Source organism: Sulfitobacter sp. EE-36 (genome assembly GCF_000152605.1).
In the GTDB taxonomy this organism is placed as follows: domain Bacteria; phylum Pseudomonadota; class Alphaproteobacteria; order Rhodobacterales; family Rhodobacteraceae; genus Sulfitobacter; species Sulfitobacter pontiacus.
In genome coordinates this window covers 2738132-2759571 of the sequence record NZ_CH959310.1, presented here as the reverse complement: position 1 = coordinate 2759571, position 21440 = coordinate 2738132, and the positions used below count along the sequence as shown (strand labels likewise).

At 61.5% G+C, this 21440-nt stretch carries 21 protein-coding genes; 10 read left to right on the top strand and 11 right to left on the bottom strand.

Annotated features, from left to right (window positions below; translation table 11 throughout):
* Positions 1-13: 13 nt before the first annotated feature.
* Positions 14-787, top strand: coding sequence for a type III pantothenate kinase (locus EE36_RS15935; protein ID WP_005853951.1), 774 nt, complete (start codon positions 14-16; stop codon positions 785-787).
* 4 nt (positions 788-791) lie between these two features.
* Entirely contained in the window at positions 792-2459 is a 1668-nt protein-coding gene (locus EE36_RS15930; RefSeq protein WP_005853949.1) for a ribonuclease J, read from the top strand.
* 172 nt (positions 2460-2631) lie between these two features.
* Here EE36_RS15930 and EE36_RS15925 read toward each other — a convergent pair whose 3' ends face one another.
* From EE36_RS15925 to EE36_RS15915, 3 genes are all read right to left on the bottom strand, one after another.
* Positions 2632-4251: a DEAD/DEAH box helicase gene (locus EE36_RS15925; protein WP_039912313.1), complete on the bottom strand. Its 1620-nt coding sequence runs from the start codon at positions 4249-4251 to the stop codon at positions 2632-2634.
* Between the two features lie 137 nt (positions 4252-4388).
* Positions 4389-5333 (bottom strand): glycosyltransferase family 2 protein, encoded by a 945-nt coding sequence (locus EE36_RS15920; RefSeq protein WP_005853945.1) that lies wholly within the window; start codon positions 5331-5333, stop codon positions 4389-4391.
* A gap of 42 nt (positions 5334-5375) precedes the next feature.
* Positions 5376-6995 (bottom strand): peptide chain release factor 3, encoded by a 1620-nt coding sequence (locus EE36_RS15915; protein ID WP_005853943.1) that lies wholly within the window; start codon positions 6993-6995, stop codon positions 5376-5378.
* 130 nt (positions 6996-7125) lie between these two features.
* On the opposite strand from EE36_RS15915, the gene EE36_RS15910 reads away from it, so the two are divergent.
* On the top strand, positions 7126-7485 hold the full coding sequence (locus tag EE36_RS15910; protein ID WP_005853941.1) for a nuclear transport factor 2 family protein: 360 nt from the start codon (positions 7126-7128) through the stop codon (positions 7483-7485).
* Here EE36_RS15910 and EE36_RS15905 read toward each other — a convergent pair whose 3' ends face one another.
* A complete protein-coding gene (locus EE36_RS15905) occupies positions 7486-8499 on the bottom strand; it encodes a Hint domain-containing protein (RefSeq protein ID WP_005853939.1) in 1014 nt (337 codons plus the stop codon).
* Between the two features lie 183 nt (positions 8500-8682).
* Here EE36_RS15905 and EE36_RS15900 point away from each other — a divergent pair, with 183 nt between their 5' ends.
* The 3 genes from EE36_RS15900 to EE36_RS15890 all read left to right on the top strand — a co-directional run bounded on the left by EE36_RS15900 (position 8683) and on the right by EE36_RS15890 (position 12121).
* On the top strand, positions 8683-9462 hold the full coding sequence (locus EE36_RS15900; RefSeq protein ID WP_005853937.1) for an SDR family oxidoreductase: 780 nt from the start codon (positions 8683-8685) through the stop codon (positions 9460-9462).
* 153 nt (positions 9463-9615) lie between these two features.
* Positions 9616-10974, top strand: coding sequence for a hypothetical protein (locus EE36_RS15895; RefSeq protein ID WP_005853935.1), 1359 nt, complete (start codon positions 9616-9618; stop codon positions 10972-10974).
* Positions 10975-11017: 43 nt separating this feature from the next.
* Positions 11018-12121: an ABC transporter ATP-binding protein gene (locus tag EE36_RS15890; RefSeq protein ID WP_005853933.1), complete on the top strand. Its 1104-nt coding sequence runs from the start codon at positions 11018-11020 to the stop codon at positions 12119-12121.
* 49 nt (positions 12122-12170) lie between these two features.
* Here EE36_RS15890 and EE36_RS15885 read toward each other — a convergent pair whose 3' ends face one another.
* A complete protein-coding gene (locus EE36_RS15885) occupies positions 12171-12824 on the bottom strand; it encodes a YafY family protein (RefSeq protein WP_039912083.1) in 654 nt (217 codons plus the stop codon).
* Positions 12825-13043: 219 nt separating this feature from the next.
* Between EE36_RS15885 and EE36_RS15880 the strand changes: the two genes are divergently transcribed.
* From EE36_RS15880 to EE36_RS15865, 4 genes are read left to right on the top strand one after another with little or no spacing between them, the layout of a single operon-like run.
* Positions 13044-13280 (top strand): twin-arginine translocase TatA/TatE family subunit, encoded by a 237-nt coding sequence (locus EE36_RS15880; RefSeq protein WP_005853930.1) that lies wholly within the window; start codon positions 13044-13046, stop codon positions 13278-13280.
* Positions 13281-13286: 6 nt separating this feature from the next.
* Complete coding sequence (tatB, locus tag EE36_RS15875; protein ID WP_005853928.1) at positions 13287-13925, top strand: Sec-independent protein translocase protein TatB; 639 nt, start codon at positions 13287-13289, stop codon at positions 13923-13925.
* A complete protein-coding gene (gene tatC, locus EE36_RS15870; RefSeq protein WP_005853927.1) occupies positions 13922-14806 on the top strand; it encodes a twin-arginine translocase subunit TatC in 885 nt (294 codons plus the stop codon). Before tatB ends, tatC begins: the two co-directional genes overlap by 4 nt.
* Entirely contained in the window at positions 14803-15642 is an 840-nt protein-coding gene (locus EE36_RS15865) for an ATP-binding protein (RefSeq protein ID WP_005853925.1), read from the top strand. The genes tatC and EE36_RS15865 overlap by 4 nt, the downstream gene beginning before the upstream one ends.
* Positions 15643-15719: 77 nt before the next feature.
* Here the strand turns inward: EE36_RS15865 and EE36_RS15860 are convergent, their stop codons facing one another.
* From EE36_RS15860 to purF, 6 genes are all read right to left on the bottom strand, one after another.
* The gene (locus EE36_RS15860; RefSeq protein WP_005853923.1) at positions 15720-16976 is read right to left on the bottom strand and encodes a LysM peptidoglycan-binding domain-containing protein; all 1257 of its coding nucleotides are present in this window, start codon (positions 16974-16976) and stop codon (positions 15720-15722) included.
* Positions 16977-17052: 76 nt separating this feature from the next.
* Entirely contained in the window at positions 17053-17712 is a 660-nt protein-coding gene (locus EE36_RS15855; protein ID WP_005853921.1) for a protein-L-isoaspartate(D-aspartate) O-methyltransferase, read from the bottom strand.
* On the bottom strand, positions 17709-18494 hold the full coding sequence (gene surE, locus EE36_RS15850) for a 5'/3'-nucleotidase SurE (RefSeq protein ID WP_005853919.1): 786 nt from the start codon (positions 18492-18494) through the stop codon (positions 17709-17711). Before surE ends, EE36_RS15855 begins: the two co-directional genes overlap by 4 nt.
* A gap of 72 nt (positions 18495-18566) precedes the next feature.
* The gene (locus EE36_RS15845; RefSeq protein WP_005853917.1) at positions 18567-19217 is read right to left on the bottom strand and encodes an SDR family oxidoreductase; all 651 of its coding nucleotides are present in this window, start codon (positions 19215-19217) and stop codon (positions 18567-18569) included.
* 72 nt (positions 19218-19289) lie between these two features.
* The gene (locus tag EE36_RS15840) at positions 19290-19556 is read right to left on the bottom strand and encodes a hypothetical protein (RefSeq protein WP_005853915.1); all 267 of its coding nucleotides are present in this window, start codon (positions 19554-19556) and stop codon (positions 19290-19292) included.
* A gap of 219 nt (positions 19557-19775) precedes the next feature.
* On the bottom strand, positions 19776-21260 hold the full coding sequence (gene purF, locus EE36_RS15835) for an amidophosphoribosyltransferase (protein WP_037944446.1): 1485 nt from the start codon (positions 21258-21260) through the stop codon (positions 19776-19778).
* Positions 21261-21440 lie beyond the last annotated feature (180 nt).

Here is a 21440-nt window from a genome sequence, read left to right as displayed (position 1 = left end):
GGAGGGATGTGCCATGCTGTTGGCGATTGACTGCGGAAACACCAATACAGTCTTTTCGATCTGGGACGGGGCGCGGTTCCTCGGGACGTGGCGGACCTCTACCGAATGGCAGCGTACCTCTGACCAATATTACGTCTGGCTCAGCACCTTGATGAAGTTTCAGGGCGTCGAGGCAGATATCACCGATGTCATCATCAGCTCGACCGTGCCGCGGGTGGTGTTCAACCTGCGCGTTCTGGCGGACCGCTATTTTGACACGCGGCCCATTGTGGTGGGCAAACCCGATTGCCTGCTACCGGTGGATGTCCGCGTTGACGAAGGCACCGCCGTGGGCCCTGACCGTCTGGTCAACACGGTGGCGGGGCATGATCTTTATGGCGGTGATCTGATCATTGTCGATTTCGGTACGGCGACGACCTTTGACGTGGTCGATACGGACGGGGCCTATATCGGCGGGGTGATTGCCCCCGGTGTAAACCTGAGCCTTGAGGCATTGCATAACGCCGCAGCGGCCTTACCTCATGTAGACATCTCGAAACCACAGTCGGTGATTGGTACAAATACCGTCTCTTGCATACAATCGGGCATTTTTTGGGGTTATGTTGGCCTCGTCCGTGAGATATGTGCCCGAATAAAGGCTGAGCGCGGCCGCGAAATGCGCGTGATTGCCACAGGCGGGCTGGCCCCGCTCTTTCAACAGACAGTCGATCTGTTTGATGCATACCAAGATGATTTGACGATGCACGGCCTGACCGTGATTTATAACTATAACAAGGATACCGCTTAGTCATATGAGCAGCGAAAGATTGATCTATCTGCCCCTCGGTGGGGCAGGTGAAATTGGCATGAATGCCTATGTTTATGGATACGGGAAACCCGGTAAGGAGCGGCTGATTGTTGTCGACCTTGGCGTTGCCTTCCCCGACATGGACACAAGCCCCGGCGTGGATCTGATCATCCCCGATATCGCCTGGCTTGAAGAACGCCGCGACCAGATCGAGGCGATTTTCATCACCCACGCCCACGAAGACCATATCGGTGCCGTGGCCCATACCTATGACCGCCTGCGCGCGCCGATCTATACGCGGAAATTCACCGCCAATATCGCCAAGCGCAAGATGGACGAATACGGCCACCCCGACGATGCGGTGACCACCGTGGCCCCTTGGCCGCAGCAAACGACCGTAGGGCCGTTCAAAGTGGGCTTCCTGCCCATGTCCCACTCTATCCCTGAATCGTCGTCGCTGGTGATCGACGTGGCCGGCGATCGGTTGATCCACTCGGGCGACTTCAAGATCGACATGACACCCGGTGTTGGTGAACCCTACGACCCCGAACTTTGGGCCGACGTGTCCAAGGACGGCGTCAAGGCGCTGATCTGTGACAGTACCAACGTCTTCTCGCAGCATGCAGGCCGGTCCGAAGCGACCGTCGGGCCAGAGATTGAAAAGCTGCTCGGCACCGCGCAGGGTATGGTCGTTGCGACAACCTTCGCCTCTAACGTCGCGCGTGTGAAGACGCTGGCGGATGCGGGCGAACGGGCAGGGCGGTCGGTTGTGCTGCTGGGACGTGCGATGAAACGCATGGTCGAAGCCTCGCTTGAAACCGGCGTGATGAAGGACTTCCCCCCGGTCGTGAGCCCGGAAGAAGCCCGCGGCATCCCGCGCGAGAACCTGATGCTGCTGGTGACAGGTTCGCAAGGGGAGCGTCGCGCGGCGTCGGCACAGCTGGCACGCGGTAAATACATGGGGTTGGAAATGAAGGAAGGGGACATGTTCCTGTTCTCCTCCAAAACCATTCCCGGCAACGAACGTGGCGTGATCAAGGTGATCAACGCATTCTCCGAGATGGGCGTTGATATCGTCGACGACAGCTCGGGTCTGTATCACGTATCGGGCCACGCCAACCGTCCCGATCTGGAAACGCTGCATGACGTGGTCAAGCCGCAGATTCTGATCCCGATGCATGGTGAGCACCGCCATCTGCGTGAACACACCAAAATCGCCAACGCCAAGGGGATGAAGGGTGTTTTGGCCGTCAACGGCATGATGATCGACCTGTCGGGCAACGAGCCCAAGGTCGTTGAATATGTCGACAGCGGGCGGACCTACCTTGACGGCTCTACCCAGATTGGCGCGATGGACGGCGTTGTGCGCGACCGTATCCGCATGGCGCTGAACGGCCACGTCACCGTGACCGTCATCCTGGACGAGAATGACGAAGCCTTGGGTGATCCTTGGGTCGATGCCATGGGTCTGCCAGAGCAAGGTCGGTCCAAGACGTCGCTGGTTGACGTGCTGGAAGCCGATCTGGCCCAGTTCCTTGGCCGTGCAAACGCCAAGACCCTACGCGACGACGACAAGCTGCACGATGGGTTGAAGCGCACTGTGCGTCAGTCCGCCAACGATGAGATCGGCAAAAAGCCCGAGGTTACCATCGTGGTCAGCCGCCTGAGCTAATACGCTCTCACGCTAAATAGAAAACGCCGCGCAGTCCCCTGCGCGGCGTTTTGCGTTTGTGGGGGCAGGGTGTGGCGCGTCGGGGCTGCTGCAAGGCAAAGCGGTAGCCACAAAGAAAAAGGCGCAGAGGATGCTCTGCGCCTTTAGTCGTTTCTGTCAGTGGTGCGTGGGGTTATTCGCGACGCTCGGCAAAGCTTAGGCCGATGAACTCGGGCGTGTGATCGCCCAGACCGACGACGCGGTTGTCGTTGCGGTTGTTCTGCTGACGGTTGTTATCACCGCGGTTGTTATCACCGCGCCCGCCACGGCCACCGCGACGGTTGTTGGGTTTGTCGTCCTGAGCGGCGTCTGCCTTTTGGGCAGGGGCCTTGTCTGCGGACTCCTTGGCTGGTTTGTCCGACTTTTTGTCTTGCGGCTTTGCGTCAGATTTGGCGTCCGCTTTGGCATCGGATTTGTCCGCCTTGGGGCTGTCCGCCTGCGCCGTCTCTGTTTGTTCAGCGTCAACCTTAGCCGCATCAGGCTTTTTACGGCTACGGGTGCGGGTGCGTTTGGGCTTTTCAGATTTAGCCGCGTCATCGGATTTCGCAGCGGGGGCGTCGGCTGTCTTGGCCTCTGCCGCGGGGGCCGCTTTTGCCTCCGAACCGCCCAAGGGGTTGTCGAGGCGCGGGATCTCGCGCTGTACCAGACGTTCAACGTCTTCGAGGTTCTTTTCGTCCCGCGGGACGCAGATCATGATCGCCTTGCCATCACGTCCCGCGCGACCCGTGCGGCCGATCCGGTGTACGTAATCCTCGGCATGGGAGGGCACGTCGTAGTTATACACGTGGCTGACCGACGGCACATCAAGACCGCGCGCCGCCACGTCAGAGGCAACAAGGAAGCGCAGATCGCCGTTGCGGAACCCTTCCAGTGTTTTGGTCCGCTGGCTTTGATCAAGATCCCCGTGGATCGGAGCCGCGTCATAGCCGTACTTTTTCAACGACTTAGCGACCGTATCCACATCCATCTTGCGGTTGCAGAAGATGATCGCGTTGGTGCATTTGTCGCCTTCGGCGTCGATCAACGCGCGCAGCACTTTGCGTTTCTCCGTCGCTTCGCGGTCCTTGCGCGAGGCTTTGAACATCAGCACGCCTTGCTCGATATTCTCGCTCGTGGTGGCCTGACGGGCCACTTCGATACGCTCTGGCGCAGAGAGGAAGGTGTTCGTAATCCGCTCGATCTCGGGGGCCATAGTGGCCGAGAAGAACAGCGTCTGACGGGTAAAAGGCGTCATCTGGAAGATGCGTTCGATATCGGGGATGAACCCCATATCCAGCATCCGGTCGGCCTCGTCTACGACCATGATCTTCACGTCGGACAAGATCAGCTTGCCACGCTCAAAGTGGTCGATCAGACGGCCGGGCGTGGCGATCAAAACGTCAACGCCCTTGTCGATCAGCTTGTCCTGCTCTCCGAACGACACACCGCCGATCAGCAGCGCTTTGGTCAGTTTCAGGTGCTTGGTATAGGTGTCGAAGTTCTCGGCCACCTGTGCCGCCAGTTCCCGCGTGGGGCACAGCACCAGACTGCGCGGCATCCGGGCGCGGGCGCGGCCACGGGCAAGCAGGGTAATCATGGGCAGGGTAAAGCTGGCAGTTTTGCCGGTGCCTGTTTGGGCGATTCCCAAGACGTCCTTGCCTTCAAGGGCAGGGGGGATCGCGCCGGCCTGAATCGGCGTGGGGGTTTCATACCCGGCCTCATCAATGGCTTTCAGGACTTTAGGATTAAGGTTTAGATCAGAAAATTTTGTCATGTGTGTCCGATGATAGCGGACATACACTTGGCCCGCGGCAGCATTCATGTCGGCCCGCATGGCCCAAGGGGCGGAGGCTCTCCGCGACATGTTCTGCACCCATTAACAAAGACTCCCCGTCGCGTCAAATGGATGCGCTAAAGCCCTGTGAAACGGGGGAAATGTGTTGCCAGTTGGTTGGGCAGCGCCAGATCAACCTCGCGTAGCAGCCCGTGGTCGCGCAGGCGGCTGCGCAATTCCGGTGTATCTGCGCAGACTTCGTCGAAAAACGCGCGCAATCCGTCCTCGCCGCTTTCACTCTCTATCATCGAGAAAAGGTCGTTGAGCGACAGACCGCCTTGGTCATAGGGGCGGTTGGGGCGCAGTTCGGGGCGGTAGCTGCCCTTGGTGACGCGGTAGCGGTAAGCGGCGATCCAGTCGTCCCATGTTTTCGCATGGGCATGGGCCAGCGTGATGTCGGGCGGAGCGTCGCGACACTCCAGCATCTCGCCCTTTTGAAAGACGTTGTGGATGCGCAGATGCATATTCGGCAGCCCCGTGCGGACAAATACCTTGCCCGCAAGATGGCTGAGAAACCCGCCCTTCAAATAAGCGCCATAGGTCGGATAAAGCTCTGCCACAATGCGCGCGCGGTCGGGGCCGGCGGGGATGAACCCCTTGAACGCCGTCGGATCGCCTGAAAGCTGCTCCATCGGGCGGATGCGGGTGGCGGGCGCAGCTTGCGGGATATCGGCCAGAATGTCAGCGATCGGGCGGTCTGCGACCAGATACTCGTCCGCGTCCATGTGGATCAGCCAGTCCACCTCGCGGCGGCGGTTGTAGGCATGGGTCGCATTTGCCGTCTGGCGTTGCTGGTGGGCGTCTGGCCGGTCGCGTTTGCGCTGCTTCCAATAGCGCGCGTCACAGGTGATGACACGGATCTTGGGATGGGCGTCCAGATGGGTAAAGGCCTCGTCGTTGGGCGCATCCAGATAGATGTAAAGCCGCTGCGCGCCCGCCGCCAGATGATAGGCGGCGAACTGCAATATGTCGCGCGTCGGTGCCAGAATGGTAGAGGCGATGCCCCATGTCACATCAGTCATGGGGCCAGTTTGCGGTGCGTCGGTCGGGCTGGCAAGCCCAAGTCAGACCATCATTTCCTTGGTCGCGGTCAGGCGCACATCGGGGTAATCGCGGTCCACACGGTCGATATCCCATTGCAGCCGCGTCAGGTAAACGATGTCGCCATCGTGGTCATGGGCGATATGCTGTTTGTTGGCTTCTGTAAACTTATCAACGGCTTGCCGGTCACCGTTCACCCAACGAGCAGAGGTGAACTGCGATTGTTCGAACCGCACCGGCAGCCCGTATTCCAGCTCGATCCGGCTGGCGAGCACTTCGAACTGTAGCTGCCCGACGACGCCCACAACAAAGCCCGAGCCGATGGCGGGTTTAAAGACCTTCGCCGCACCTTCTTCGGCGAATTGCATCAGCGCTTTTTCAAGGTGTTTCGATTTCATCGGATCGCCCGCGCGCACGCCCTGCAACAGCTCTGGCGCGAAGGACGGGATGCCACTGACGCGGATCGCCTCGCCCTCGGTCAGGGTGTCACCGATGCGCAGCTGCCCGTGGTTGGGAATGCCGATGATGTCACCGGCCCATGCTTCCTCGGCCAGCTCGCGGTCGGCGGCAAGGAACATCACGGGGTTGGTGACAGACATGGTTTTCTTGGACCGCACATGGGTCAGTTTCATGCCACGGGTAAAATGGCCCGACGCCAGACGGACAAAGGCCACGCGGTCGCGGTGCTTGGGGTCCATGTTCGCCTGAACCTTGAAGACAAAGCCGGAAACCTTTGGTTCTTCAGGTAAAATCTGTCTTGGCTCTGCCGATTGAATCTGCGGTTCGGGGCCGTAGGTGGCGATGCCGTCCATCAGTTCCTTGACGCCAAAGCTGTTGATCGCAGAGCCGAACCAGATCGGTGTCAGCGACCCTTCGGCCATCAGCGCCGCATCCAGCGGCGGCATCAGCTCGCGTACCATCTCAAGGTCTTCGCGCAGTTTCTCAAGCAGGGCGGCGGGCACGTGTTCGGCCAGTTTCGGGTCATCCAACCCTTCGATCGCAATGCTCTCAGCGACCTTGTTCCGGTCTGCACGGTCCATCAGTTCAAGCCGGTCGCGCAGGATGTCGTAGCAGCCGATAAAGTCGCGGCCCACGCCGATGGGCCAGCTTGCAGGGGTCACATCAATGGCAAGGTTTTCCTGAATTTCGTCGATGATCTCGAAGACATCGCGGCTTTCGCGGTCCATCTTGTTACAGAATGTCAGGATCGGCAGGTCGCGCATGCGGCAGACCTCGAACAGCTTTTGCGTCTGGCTTTCCACGCCCTTCGCGCCGTCAATCACCATCACGGCCGCGTCAACGGCGGTCAGCGTGCGGTAGGTATCTTCGGAAAAGTCAGAGTGGCCGGGCGTATCCACAAGGTTAAAGCGGAAATTCGTGCCCTTGTTCATGAAATCGAACGACATGGCCGAAGCCGAGACAGAGATGCCGCGGTCTTTCTCCATCGCCATAAAGTCAGAGCGCGTACGCCGCGCTTCACCTTTGGCGCGGACCTGACCGGCCATCTGGATCGCCCCGCCGAACAGCAGGAATTTCTCTGTCAGCGTGGTTTTCCCCGCATCGGGGTGGGAAATGATCGCAAAGGTGCGACGCCGAGCGATTTCGGCAGGCAAAGCGGGGCGGTTTGAGGGGGTATCCAACATGGATTGGCATATATCCACGCCCGAACACACGCGCAAGTCTGCTTGGATCAGGCGGGTGCTGGCATTTCCTTGGGGGTAGGCGCGAAACTGCGGTATCATGGGGGCAGATGAAACCAGAGAGGGTGTGACAATGGAATTGAAAGAGATCGCAGATGCGTTGGTAAAAGGCTGCCGCGAGGGCCACGAGGTGGCGAACCTTGATCGGCTTTACGCCCAGGACGCCGTGTCGGTTGAAGGGATGGACCACGGAAACGGGCGCGAGACGCAGGGCCTTGACGGCATCAAGGGCAAGCATGCGTGGTGGGACAGCGCGATGGAGGTGACGCGTCAGAATGTCAGCGACCCGATGCTCCATGGCGATGACCGTTTTGCTGTCCTCTTTGATGTTGCGGCGCGCGAAAAGGAAAGCGGCACCGAGATGGAGATGAAAGAGGTCGCCATCTACCACGTGGCCAATGGCAAGATCGTGCGCGAGGAATTCTTTGGCTGATCAGCGCATGCTGGCGCGGCGCAGCAGTTCAGCTGCGTCGGGGCGGTCCAGCAGGGGTTCCGACACATCCAGCCCCGCATGGGGCAGGTCGGAATGGCCGGGGATGACATCGCCCATGGCGTCCGACAGCTCTTGCGGCAGCACACCTTTGGTACGGCTGTCGATCAGCATGGATTCCGCCGCGATGCCTTCGGCATAGATGATCTGGTGCCCGTCAAACAGCAGTTGGAAATAGTCGACAAAGCCGCCGTCCTGTACCCGTACCGTATCGCCGTTGACCAGATGGCGGACCTTCACCAGCAGCTCTGACCGGCCGGCGCCCAGACGGTCTTCGCGCTGGTAGATGAACAGGCGGTGATCGGGGCTGACGATCAGGTCATTGTCGTTGTTCAATGTGCCCGCGTTGATGCAGATCGGGGCGAATTCGCCAACCGCGCGTACGGTGCTTTGCCCGATCCAGCGGATCGCCTGCACACCGTCATCGCGGGTCAGGACCTTGTCCCCGACGCAGAGTTCTTCGATCGGGCGCTGCTCACCGGTGGCCATGGTAATGTGCGTGCCGCGTGTGAAGGACACACAGGCCACCTGCGCGAACTTCTGGCGCATCGTCTCGGTGTCGATGCCAACCAGCCGGTATTCCACTTTGGACGACAGCGCGCTGAGCGGGATGAGATAGATCGCTTCGGCATGGCCGTCATCGGCCACTTCGACCAGCAGGATCGCATCGTTGATCTGCCCGTCAGGCGACATGAAGGTCAGTGCGCAATCCAGATGCAGGGCGGCCCCGCTGGTGCCGGTTTGCGTATCGGGCGCGATCGACAGGCTGCCATCCGGTGCCGTCTGGATCGACAGGCGCACTGGTTCCGCCCCGTAGGACAGCTCGTACACATCATCCAGCAGCAGCTCCGAGGCAAAAGACAGCGTGTCGCCCATATTCGCACCATCCGTCGCCGTGAATTGCGTCGCACGAAAGACAGGGACACTTTGCGGAGGGGAAGGGCGGGGCGAGGTCATGGGGCGGGCCTTTGCGCGCGAAAGATGAATGATATCGGGGTCGGCAGTCACACAACTGCCGGTGGTTCTTGTGTCCTTGCCATAGGATTGTGTCCCATTCGGGTCAAGCCTTTGGCCTTTTGCTGGCATTGTCCGCGAAGACAGTGCTACGACTTGCGCGAACACTAACCGGGAGAGATCGCTATGGATCTGGGAATCAAGGGAAAACGCGCATTGGTTTGCGCATCGTCAAAGGGCCTCGGCCTGGGCTGCGCAGAGGCGCTGGCCGAAGCGGGTGTGGATCTGGTGATGAACGCACGCGGTGCCGCTGATCTGGAAACAGCCGCCGAACGCATCCGTCAGGACTATGGCGTCGAGGTCACCACCATCGCCGCCGATATCGCCACGGACGAAGGCCAGAAGCTGGTGCTGGAGGCCGCGGGCCAGATCGACATTCTGGTCAATAACGCAGGCGGCCCACCCCCCGGCATGTGGAGCGATTGGGACCGCGAGGATTTCATCAAGGCGCTCGATGCGAACATGCTGGCCCCCATCGCGATGATCAAGGCGCTGGTGCCCGCGATGATGGACCGTGGCTGGGGCCGCGTCGTCAACATCACCTCGCAATCCGTGCGTGCGCCAATCGGCGTTCTGGGGCTTAGCAACTCGGCACGTACCGGTCTGACCGGCTATGTCGCGGGCACCTCGCGTCAGGTCGCGGGCAAGGGTGTCACGATCAACAACCTGCTGCCCGGCATCCACGCCACAGATCGCGCCGATGCACTGGATGGCGGCGTCGTCAAACAAAAGGGCATCACGCTGGAAGAGGCCCGCACCGAGCGCGCATCGACGATTCCCGCAGGGCGCTATGGCACGCGGCATGAATTCGGCGCGGCCTGTGCTTTCCTGTGCTCGCAACACGCGGGATTTATCGTCGGGCAGAACTTGCTGCTGGACGGCGGGGCGACCAATATCACGATGTAAGGGCGAGGGCCGGGCGCTGCGATGCCGTCGCGGCGCGCGCGCCCGTCTGACATATTTCATCACGTTTACGACAGACCGCCGCGCAACAGATAGCGCGGCGGTTTGTGCTAGGCTACCCATGGACGTTGCTGTCCCTTTCAAAGGTATTCCCGGATGTCCCCCATTGTTCTGTTTGTCCTCTTCGGTGCCATCATCGCCGCAAGTCTGCTGGCCGCACCGCGCCGCGCCTCGGTCGAGGGGTTCTTTGGCGGGATGACGGCCCAAGGCGGTGCGCCGGGGCTTTGGACGCTGGTGCTCAGCCAGGTCACCACATGGATTTTCGCGCGCAGCCTGATGAACGCGGCGATCCTGGGATATTATTACGGCATCGCGGGCACGCTGGCCTATGCGGCCTACTACGGGTCTTTCCTGACCGGGGGCTTTATCGTCGGGCGTCTGCGCCAGAACGGTGCCATGTCGGTGCAGGATTGGCTGGGCGCGCGCTTTGGCGGGGCGGGCAATGCCTGCTATAATCTGGTCATCGCGCTGCGGCTCTTGTCCGAGGTGTTTGCCAATCTGCTGGTGGTGGGGCTGATCTTTAACGCCGTGCTGGCGGGCAGCGGCACGCCTGCGATCCTGATCATCGCGCTTGTGGGGCTGGGCTATTCCGCTTGGGGCGGGCTAAGTGCTGCGCTGCGCACCGATGTGGTGCAGATGGTCGTGTTCCTCGTGGTTTTCGGTGTCGCCTTTGTGGCGCTGGTCGTGTCGCCCGGCTTTGATCTGGGGGCGGTTGTCACGGCACCGGGGACCGCAGGGGCCTATAACGGCTGGGTCTTGCTGGCCGTGGCGCTGTTGCAAGTGTTTTCCTACCCCGCGCATGATCCGGTGATGATGGACCGCGGGTTTATCGCCGACCCGGAGGTGACGCGCCAGTCCTTTCTGCATGCCTTCTGGATCTCGACCCTGTGTATCATCGGCTTCGGGTTCTTCGGCATTCAGGCGAGCCTTGTCGGTGCGGCCTACGAGGGCGAGCTGATCGGCACCTGGGCCACGATGTTTCCTGCGTGGGTGTTTGTCGCGCTGATGATTTCGCTGCTGGTCTCGGCGCTGAGCACGCTGGATTCCGCGCTCTCTTCTGCCGCGCGTCTGGTGGTTGAAGAGCTGAAGCTCGCACCGCGTAGCCTGTACGGCGGGCGGATCGTGATGCTGGGCTTTATGGCCGCGGGCACGGTGCTGACCCTCTGGGGCAATGCGACGCTGTTTGATGCGGTGGCCGTGTCGGGTACCGCGTCGATGTTCCTGACGCCGGTGCTGGTGGTCGGGCTGGTGATGCAACGGCAGATCGACCTATGGGCCTATCTGGCGGCCTTCGGGGCGGCGATGATCGGGGCCTTTGCCTATTTTGCCCGTGCGTGGCCCGCCTTTGCCGCGGTGCTGCCAGAGGGGCATAAATACGAACAGCTTATGGTGATTTGTGTGGTCGTTCTGGTCGCAGGCTTCGCGGCGGTGCTTGCGGGCGCGCGGCGGGGCTGATAGCGGTCGATCCCGAGCGAATTGATCGGATTAGACCGCGCCCATGACTGAAGTGACTGACGTGCACCCGAGACTGGAAATCAAGAACCTGCAGCGCGCCTATGGCGGGCGGGCCGTCGTGGATGATGTCAGCCTGAAAATCATGCCGGGGCAGGTGACCTGCCTGCTGGGGCCATCGGGCTGTGGCAAGTCGACCACCCTGCGGATGATCGCCGGCGTCGAGATGCAGGACAGCGGGACGATCCACGTCGACGGCAAGCTGATCTGTGACACGGTTTTCCGCGTGCCCCCCGAACGGCGCGAGATCGGGTTGATGTTTCAGGATTTCGCGCTGTTTCCGCATCTTAGCGTGGCCGACAACGTGGGCTTTGGCTTGAAAACCGGCACCAAGGCCGAACGCCGCGCCCGTATCGAGGAACTGCTTGAACGTGTGGACCTGCTGCGATTTATCGACGGCTATCCCCATCAACTGTCAGGGGGCGAACAACAGCGCGTGGCGCTGGCGCGTGCCTTGGCCCCACGGCCCAAGATCATGCTGATGGACGAGCCCTTCTCGGGTCTTGATAACCGGCTGCGCGATGACATCCGGGACGAGACTTTGGGCATCCTGAAAGAGGAAGGTACCGCCGTCTTGCTGGTCACCCACGAGCCCGAGGAAGCCATGCGCATGGCAGACGAGATCGCCTTGATGCGCGATGGCAAGATTGTGCAGCAGGGGGCCCCCTATAACGTGTACACGCGTCCCGTCGACCGCGCGTCGGTGGCTTTTTTCTCGGACGCGAATGTGCTGCGGGCCGAGGTGTCTGGGGCGCTGGCGCATACGGTCTTTGGCCGGTTTCTGGCCCCCGGCGTGCCGGATGGGACGCAGGTGGATATCGTGTTTCGGCCCCAGCATTTGCGCATCGACTTTGACCGAGCGGGCAAGGGGCCGTTGCCAACCTCGACCGACGGCACCGCAGCCCGCGCCGTTGTTGCGCGTGCGCGTTTCATGGGGAATGAAAGTCTCGTGGAATTTGTCATGGACCATGACGGCAGCACCCTGCGCGCCACCGTGCCCAATGTCTTTTTGCCGCAGCCCGGGGCCGTCATGTGGCTCACCGTGCGCCGCGATCGTTGTTTTGTCTTTCCGGTGCATGCGGCAGGGTAGACCGCTGGCGACTGCCACTGTGGCACCTCGGGATGCCTTCGGCGAGGATTTAATCCATTTGGAAGGCGGGCGGCGCGGTGAATAGCGCGGGCAGCGGGTGTGTTGCCTCGATCAGGTCAAGCCGCAGGGTGGTGTTTTGCCCTTTGGTTTCATCCCAACCTGACAGGCTCCAACTGCGGGCGGCATGGCTGAGCCTGTAGGGGTGGAGCACCAGCGTATCGAGCGAGCCATCGTCGGCGTTGTAGACGATCCTGAGTTTCTGGCGCGCGCGGATTGCGGCGCGCAGCACGGGCAGATGCCCCAACCCCCGCGCGGCATTGGCGAAAGGGTGTTCAATGCGCTGCCAGTCCTGCGTTGCGGGCTGTGCGGTTTCGGGCAAGGCCGCGTCGATCTTTTGCGCCAGAGAGGTCGCGGCGGCCTGTAGGTCGGGGTCGGTTGTTTCAAGCACAACGGCGAGGGCGAGTTGCAATGCCTCTATCTCTTCGGGGGAGAGGGATAGCGGCGGCAGCACCGTCGCCGGTGTCAGCCGGTAGCCTGCGCCACGGGTGCCGGTGATCGCAACGCCCGACGCCTGCAGCCGCGCGATGTCGCGGTAGAGCGTGCGCAAGGACACGCCCGCCGCCTGCGCCATATCCTCGGCCCGGTGAAGCTGGTGGTCGCCCAAGAGGGAGAGCAGGGAAAATAATCGATCGCTGCGGCGCATGGTTTCTATGTGCCACCCAGGGGGGCAGGGTGCAAGGCAACTGTCAAAAAACTGTCAGGAGTGTTGGGGCGGTCGTCGGAGGGCGTAAATTTTGCGGGGCCGCGCGGCGGGGGAAACGCTTTGGCCCTTCAAGCTGCCAGAGCAGGGGCCTAAAAAGGGACAGAGTTTACCGGCGGGGGCAGTCCCTCTGCCTCACATTCGGATTATGGAGTTGAGACTATGTTGAACAATATCGGCCTTCCGGGTCTTTTGCTGATTGCAGTTGTGGTGCTGGTCCTGTTCGGGCGCGGCAAGATTTCCAGCCTGATGGGCGAAGTCGGCAAGGGTATCACCAGCTTTAAGAAAGGCATCAGCGAAGGCGAAGATGACGTGAAAAACGGCGACAAGGACACTGCCGAGCTGAGCGATGACACCGTTGTTGTCACCGACACGAAGACCGACAAGGACCGGGTGTAATCTCTCATGTTTGATATGGGGTGGTCAGAGCTGTTGGTCGTTGGCGTTGTCGCGCTGATTGTGGTGGGTCCCAAGGACCTGCCCGTGCTGTTTCGCAAGGTCGGCCAGTTTGTGGGCAAGGCCAAGGGGATGGCGCGCGAGTTCAGCAATGCGATGAATGATGCCGCCGATGACACGGGCATGCGCGAAATGTCGTCCAGTTTGAACAAGACGTTGAAAACCGCGACGAACCCGCTGGGATCGGCGATGGACGAAGTGAAGTCAGCGACCAAATCCCTGTCCAAATTCGACCCCGAAAGCGAGACGGGCAAACTGGCTTCGCAGCGGGCCGAGGATGTCAAGAAGATCCAGGCGGCCACCGCCCGTGCCGGTGCCGAGCGCAAGCAGCGTGAAGCTGCCGAAGCGCTGGCACAGGCCGATGCGGCAGAAGCGAAACTCGCGACACCCGCCGCCGCGCCGCAGATCGAGAAGCCGGCGGCGAAAGCTCCTGCCAAGAAAGCGCCAGCCAAGAAGGCAGCTGCCGCCAAAACGCCAGCCAAAGCCACGCCCGCGAAGAAGCCTGCCGCCAAGAAACCTGCCGCAGCGAAACCTGTGGCCAAGAAAGCCGCGCCCAAAGCGCCAGCGGCCAAAAAGAGTGACACATGAGTGCATCAGACGATATTGACGACAGCGCCGCCCCGCTGATCGAGCATCTGGCCGAGCTGCGCACGCGGCTGATCCATTCGGTGATCGCCTTTATCATCGGCATGGTGATCTGTTTTACCGTTTGGAATCCGATCTTTAACTTCCTGACAAATCCTTTGTGTTCGGCTATGGCCGAGCGCGGGCAGGAAGACTGCGGGTTGATCCTGATCAAGCTGCAAGAGGGCTTTTTCGTCGCCATCTCTATCTCTTTGCTGGGCGGGCTGGTGCTGGGCTTCCCCTATATCAGCTACCAGCTGTGGCGCTTCGTGGCACCGGGGCTTTACAAGAACGAGAAGGGCGCGTTTCTGCCCTTCCTGATCTCGAGCCCGCTGATGTTCTTTTTGGGCGCGTCCTTTGCCTTTTATGTCGTGACGCCGCTGGCTTTCGATTTCTTCCTCGGGTTCCAGCAGGCGGGCACGCTTGTCGGCGAAGGGACGGATAACGCAGGCGGGATCGCGGCCATCGCGTTCCAGGGGTCGGCTCAGGAGTATCTGAGCCTGACGATCAAGTTCATCGTGGCCTTTGGCCTGTGCTTTCAGCTGCCCGTATTGCTGACCCTGATGGGTAAGGCCGGATTGGTCAGCGCCGAAGGGCTTGGCAACGTGCGCAAATATGCGGTGGTTGGTATTCTGGTGCTGGCCGCACTTGTCACGCCGCCGGATGTGATCACCCAAGGGATCCTGTTTGTTGTGGTCTACGGGCTTTACGAAATCTCTATCTTTCTTGTAGGGCGGGTTGAACGCAAACGAGAAGAGCAGCTGCGCGCAGACGGATATTATGACGACGAGTATGATGACCCGATCCTCGCAGAGTTCGAAGAGGATGAGGACGACCTGAAGTGAACCGTGACCCGATGGACCGTATTGCAGCGGCGTTGGAGAGGATGTCTCCTCCGCCGCTGAAAACCCCGGATTTTGATGTAGCGGGGGCCTTTGTCTGGCAGACAGGGCCGGACCATCTGGCACCGGTCGAAACGGTCAGCAAGGTTGATCTGTCGCTGCTGGTTGGGGTGGATCGTGCGCGCGACACGTTGCTGGCCAACACGATGCAATTCGCCGCCGGTCTGCCCGCCAACAACGCCCTGCTGTGGGGCGCGCGGGGGATGGGCAAGTCGAGCCTTGTGAAAGCCGTGCACGCCCATGTCCGCGAGACGCACGACCGTTTGCGCATCGTGGAACTGCAACGCGAAGACCTGCCATCCGTGGGCCGTCTGCTGAGCCTGCTGCGCGGTGCGCGGCAACGGTTTATTCTTTATTGTGATGATCTGAGCTTTGGTCATGATGACGCGCATTACAAGTCGCTGAAGGCGGTGCTGGATGGCGGGATCGAGGGGCGGCCAGAGAATGTCGTGCTTTATGCCACGTCGAACCGGCGGCATCTGATGCCCCGTGACATGATCGAGAACGAACGTGGCTCTGCCATCAACCCTGCCGAGGCGGTGGAAGAGAAAGTATCGCTGTCGGATCGGTTCGGGCTGTGGCTGGGCTTCCATCCCTGCGACCAGAAACAGTATCTGGATATGATCCGCGGTTATTGCGAGGCCTATGGGGTCGAGATTGACGCCAAGACCCTGCACGCCGAGGCGATCGAATGGCAAGCGACCCGTGGGGCGCGGTCGGGCCGTGTGGCGTGGCAGTACTTCGTTGATCTGGCAGGGCGGCGCGGCGTCGCGCTGTAAGCGATAAGCGGCCTGCACAAAAGCAAGCGGCCCCGAAAAGGGGCCGCGTGTTGAAGCTGTTCCGTTTTGCAGTTGGCTTAGTTCAGGTAGGGCGTCGGATCGACGCTATCAAAGCCTTTGCGCACCTCGAAATGTACGAATGAATCATCGCCCGGGCGCAGCTTGGCGATGCTCGCCCCTTTAGAGACGCTATCCCCTTTGGCGACCGACACATTGGCGACATTGGCATATACGGTCAGCAGGTTGTCAGGGTGGCGGATCACGACAATCGGCACGCCCTCGGCGCTTTTGGTGATCGCGGCGACGGTGCCGCTATCGGCGGCTTTGACCGCAGCACCCGGTGTGCCCTTGATGTTGATGCCCTCGTTCTTGCCCTTGGAATAGGCGCGGATGATGCTGCCTTGTACGGGGGGCGACATGCGGCCCGAAGAGGCGGGTTGCGTCGTCTTGCCCACATCGGCGACAGGCTTGGCTGCGGCGGGTTCGGGCTTTGGCGCGGCGGGCTTCTCGTCCACGGGCGGTAGCGGTTTCGCGGCGCTTGGCGGGGTCGGCGTTGGCGATCCGGTGCCGGGCAAGCTGGTCGTTGTCGGCGCGGTGGCCGTCGCGGCGGCTGGCACCGCAGCGCTGCGTTTCGGGGCGGCCTGCTGCGCCACGGGGATCAGCAGGAACTGCCCTTCGCGGACAGAGAAATCAGCGCCAAGCCCGTTCCATTCGGCCAGCGTTTCAACCGGCACGGCATAGAGACGCGCGATGGTATAGGCGGTTTCCCCACGTTCCACCTTGTGGCGCACAGGCTCGATCCCGGTCTGTTTCGCGGGGTTCTCGCGGGTGGTGGTCTGCGCCGAGGGCAGGGTGGTGGTCTGCACGCCGGGGGTGGCGGGCGCCCGGTTGATCGCGCCGCCTGCGATGGTCTGGATGTCGACCGCAGCGGTGGTGATCGGACCTGTGCCCGACGCGCCAGTCGCGGGCGAGGGTTCGGCGACGCGGGTCGGTAGGGCGATGATCTCTCCCTTGCGGAGGGGGACAGTGGGGTCGATGCCATTATAGCGCGACAGGCTGCCCACATCGGCACCCACGCGGGTGGCCACGTCAGACAGCGTATCGCCACGCCGCGCCACAGCCACCTGATAGTTGGGGTAGGAAATCACACCGCGGTTGTCCGGTGCGGGGCGTTCATCCAGCGGGCCGGTGGCTGCGTGGGCGGTGGTGAAACCGTCGCCAAAGCCGCCGCGCAAATCCATATCAAGGGGCTGTTCACAAGCGGCGAGCAAAAGCGCAGAGCTGCCCGCCAGTACCGTCAGCCTGAGGGTACGGGTCACGTTTGGTTGGGTCATCTGCTCGTCCTCGTCTTCGGTGCCGTCAGCGCCTTGGGGTCCCCGTTCGGGCGGAGTTCCCCTTGCTATACTGCATTTAGCCGTCTTTTCCCAGCCCTTCAAGCAAGGGAACAAAGCGGACCTTGCGCAGCTCGTCATATTCCAGCCCGGTCTCGGTTTTGCGTACACGTATGAGGTGTTGAACCGTGTCCGACTGGCCAACAGGCACGACCATGATGCCGCCCACCTTGAGCTGAGCCAGAAGCGGGCCGGGGGGGTCTTCGGCGGCGGCGGTCACGATGATCCGGTCAAAGGGGGCCTGTTCGGGCAGGCCAAAGCTGCCGTCGCCAATGATCGCCGTGATGTTGGACAGGGCCAGATCCTCGAAGATCTGGCGAGCCTCTACCACCAGCCTGCGGTGGCGGTCGATGGTATAGACGCGCCGCGCCAGTTTGCTGAGGATTGCGGCCTGATAGCCTGATCCGGTCCCCACCTCGAGCACTTTGTCACGCGATGACACATCCAGCGCCTGCGTCATCAGCGCCACAACCGAAGGCTGGCTGATGGTCTGACCGCAGGCGATCGGCAGGGGCATGTCCTCGTAGGCGCGGGACGCGAAAAGGCCGCGGATGAAGGGACCACGGTCGATCTGCTCCATCGCGTTCAGGACACGGGCATCGGTGACGCCCTTGGAACGGAGTGCGTAAAGAAATTGCATCTTGCGTGTCGCGTCTGTGATGTCTTCTTCGTCGTTCATGTATTGATGGCTTTTAGCGCGTCAAATGTATCATGAGCGGTGAGGTCGGCGCGCATGGGCGTGACCGAGATATAGCCGTCAAGGTTCAGCGCGGCGTCGGTGCCGTCGTCCGTCGGGATCTGCTGGTCCGCGCCCTTGATCCACAAGAACCGACGCCCCGAGGGCGACAACTGCGGGATCGTGGAAAAGCTGGTATCGCGGCGCATTCCTTGGGGGGCCAAACGGATGCCCTGAACCTCTGCCGCTGCGACGGGCGGGAAATTCACGTTATAGAACAGACGGTAGCCATCCCCATGCGCCGGTGTCGCATCCAGAATACGGCGGATCACATCGGCCCCGTGGCCGGCGGCGGCCTCGAACGGGTCATCCAGATCGCGGTTGGCAGGGCCGTAATATTGCGACAGCGCCACGGCGGGGATGCCTTGCAGCGCCGCCTCCATCGCGCCACCGATCGTGCCGGAATAGAGCGTGTTTTCAGCCGCGTTGTTGCCGCGGTTCACACCCGACAGCACCAGATCAGGGCGGGCATCCAGCATACAGTCATGCAGTGCCGCCATCACACAATCGGCCGGGCTGCCCTCGACTGAAAAGCGCCGGTCGCTGACCTTTTCGACCATCATCGGCTTGGTGTAGCTGATGCAATGCCCGACGCCGGATTGTTCATAGGCGGGGGCCACGATCCAGACCTCGCCATCGGGTCCGGCCAGGTCAGTGGCAATGCCCTGCAGGGTCTTCAGACCCGGAGCGTGAATACCGTCGTCGTTGGTGATCAGAATGCGCATAAATTCCCCTTTGCGCCTTGATAGGCGACGGGGCGCGGCGCGGCAAGGCAGGAGCCTTCACCGCATCATGTTTTAAAGCTGGGAAACAGCCAGTTGCGCCAGAATTTCAGCGGCTTGCGACTGTGGCGTGTTCAGCGCCTCGCGGTCTTCACCGGGGTGGAAACGCGCGCGTGTCGCGGTTGGCATGGGGGCGGGGGTCATGATGTGGACGCGCGGGCCGATTGCCACGGCTTCGGACTGCCAGCTTTTGGCCAGCGCGATCTGTGCGGCCTTGGTGGCCCCGTAGCTGCCAAAGAATTTGGTCGCCACAACCGGATCGTCAAAGAACACGGCCTGACCCGATTGCCCCAGCAGCGGTGCCACATAGGTGATCAGGGTAGACGTGGCGGTGACGTTACAGGCGACAGATTTGGCCATGTCTTTGGCGTCGATGTGATCGGTCGGGGCCAAGGGGGCGGCATGGACAGCGGTGTGCAGCCACAGATCAAGGCTGCCCCAGCGGTCATAGATGCCACGGCACAGGGTCGCCATCGCATCGGCATTGGTGATGTCCATCGGGGCCAAGGTCGCGCTGCCGCCGCGGGACTGGATGCGGTCGTCCAGCTCTTCCAGGGCACCGGTGGTTTTGGCGACTGCAATGATGTGATGCGTGTCGCAAAGTGCTTCGGCCAGGGCGGCACCAAGACCGCGGGACGCGCCAGTGATAAGAGCTGTTTTTGTCATGGGGTGGCTTTGCCTGAGCCTCCGCCCCCCGTCAAGAGGGGCGCGGCACCCGGGGTCATGTCGCGGGGCGTTTCACCCTTTAGGAAGTTTGAGCGTCACCGTGCGCCCGCGCTGCGCCAGAACCACGCTGTCGTCGCCAATGGCGGCGACGATGCCGTCGCTGATCTTGTCGTTCAATGTCACGCGGTGGATGCGTCCGCGGCCATCGCGGATCAACGCGCCGGGGTCGGTCAGGCTGCCGAAGGTCCCAATCAGGGCGAGCTTGGGCAGGGACGCCTGCTGCGTTGCCAGATTAAGTGTTTTCTGCGGGGTCGGAGTGCCTTTTTCGTCAGTCGACATGGGTGCCTCTTGCTGCGCTTAGGGGGGCAAAGAATGGTTAGACCGAGGGGCTAACAAAGCTGCCTGACAGCCGAAAGAGGGCGCGGGGGAAGCTGGCAAAGACTGGCTTGCACGTCGGCAAAGCTTTGCCAGCGGCACGGGGGTGCGAAATAGCAAAAGGGCGGGCGAGGGGTTGAACCCTGCGCCCGCCCTTGCGGAACTTGTCGCGAAGCGGCGGCTTTATTCGGCGGCTGGCTTCATCTCGAACCCTTGGTTGATCTGGTCGGCAGGGGTGACGGGGTAATCGCCCGAGAAGCAGGCATCGCAATATTGAGGGCACTTGTTGTTGCGGCCCTCTGCCTCGCCCACGGCGCGGTAAAGCCCGTCGAGCGAAATGAACTTGAGGCTATCCACTTGCAAATGCTCGCGCATTTCCTCTTCGGACATGGTGGCCGCCAGCAGCTTTTCACGTTGCGGCGTGTCCACACCGTAGAAACAGGGCCACGCGGTGGGGGGCGAAGCAATGCGGAAGTGGACCTCTTTCGCGCCAGCATCAAGGATCATCTCTTTGATCTTACGGCTGGTGGTGCCACGCACAACCGAATCGTCGACAAGGATGACCCGCTTGCCCTTGATCAGCGCGCGGTTCACGTTGAGCTTTAGCCTCACGCCCATGTTGCGGATCTGCTCGGTCGGTTCGATGAAGGTCCGGCCCATGTACTGGTTGCGGATAATCCCCATCGCATAGGGAATACCCGATTCGAGGCTGAAACCGATGGCCGCAGGCGTGCCGCTGTCGGGGACGGGGCAGACAAGATCCGCCTCTACCGGCGATTCCTTTGCCAGCTCGCGCCCGATGGCTTCGCGGGTTTCATAGACCGAACGACCGCCAAGGATGCTGTCGGGGCGGCTGAAATAGACGTGTTCAAAGATACAGAAACGCGATGCGACACGGCGGAAGGGGAAATGGCTTTCGACGCCCGAAGGGGTGATCACGACCATCTCGCCGGGCTCGATCTCGCGGACGAATTCGGCACCGATGATGTCCAGCGCGCAGGTCTCGGAGCTGAGAGCCCATCCGTCGCCAAGCTTTCCCAGAACCAGCGGGCGCACGCCCAAAGGATCGCGCACGCCGATCAGCTTGGTGCGGGTCATCGCCACGACCGAAAACGCGCCTTCGACGCGGCGCAGCGCGTCTTCCATGCGTTCGGGAATGTTACGTTGCAGGGACCGCGCCATCAGGTGGATGATACATTCGCTGTCCGACGAGGACTGGAAGATCGACCCGCGTTCAATCAGCTCGCGGCGCAGGGCGTTGGCGTTGGTGATATTGCCATTATGGGCAATCGCGGCACCGCCCATGGCGAATTCGCCAAAGAAGGGCTGCACATCGCGGATCGCTGTCGGGCCTTTGTGACCAGAGGTCGAATAGCGCACATGCCCGATAGACAGTTCGCCGGGCAGCGTCTCCATCACCTTTTGCGAGGTGAAGTTGTCGCGCACATAGCCGAAGCGGCGGGCGGACTGGAAACCGGCAGCGGGATCATAGCTGACGATCCCGCCGGCTTCCTGACCACGGTGCTGCAACGCGTGCAGGCCGAGGGCCACAAAGTTCGAGGCGTCTGCAACGCCGATCACGCCGAACACCCCGCATTCTTCTTTGAGTTTATCCCCGTCATCTGCATCACGCAGATAGGAGGAATCAAACGGGTGCGCGGGGGGCATGATCTTGGACAACGGGGCAACTCCGAATCCGATGAAGGGATAGGGGCTATGTAGGACTTTGGGCGGGCCTTGTCACCCCGCCGTTACATTTTGCCCCTGCATATGCTGCGATGCAACATATGGCAGAAACGCAAACGCCCCCGAAAACGGGGGCGCGTGTTTAACTTTTGGCAGCGTCAG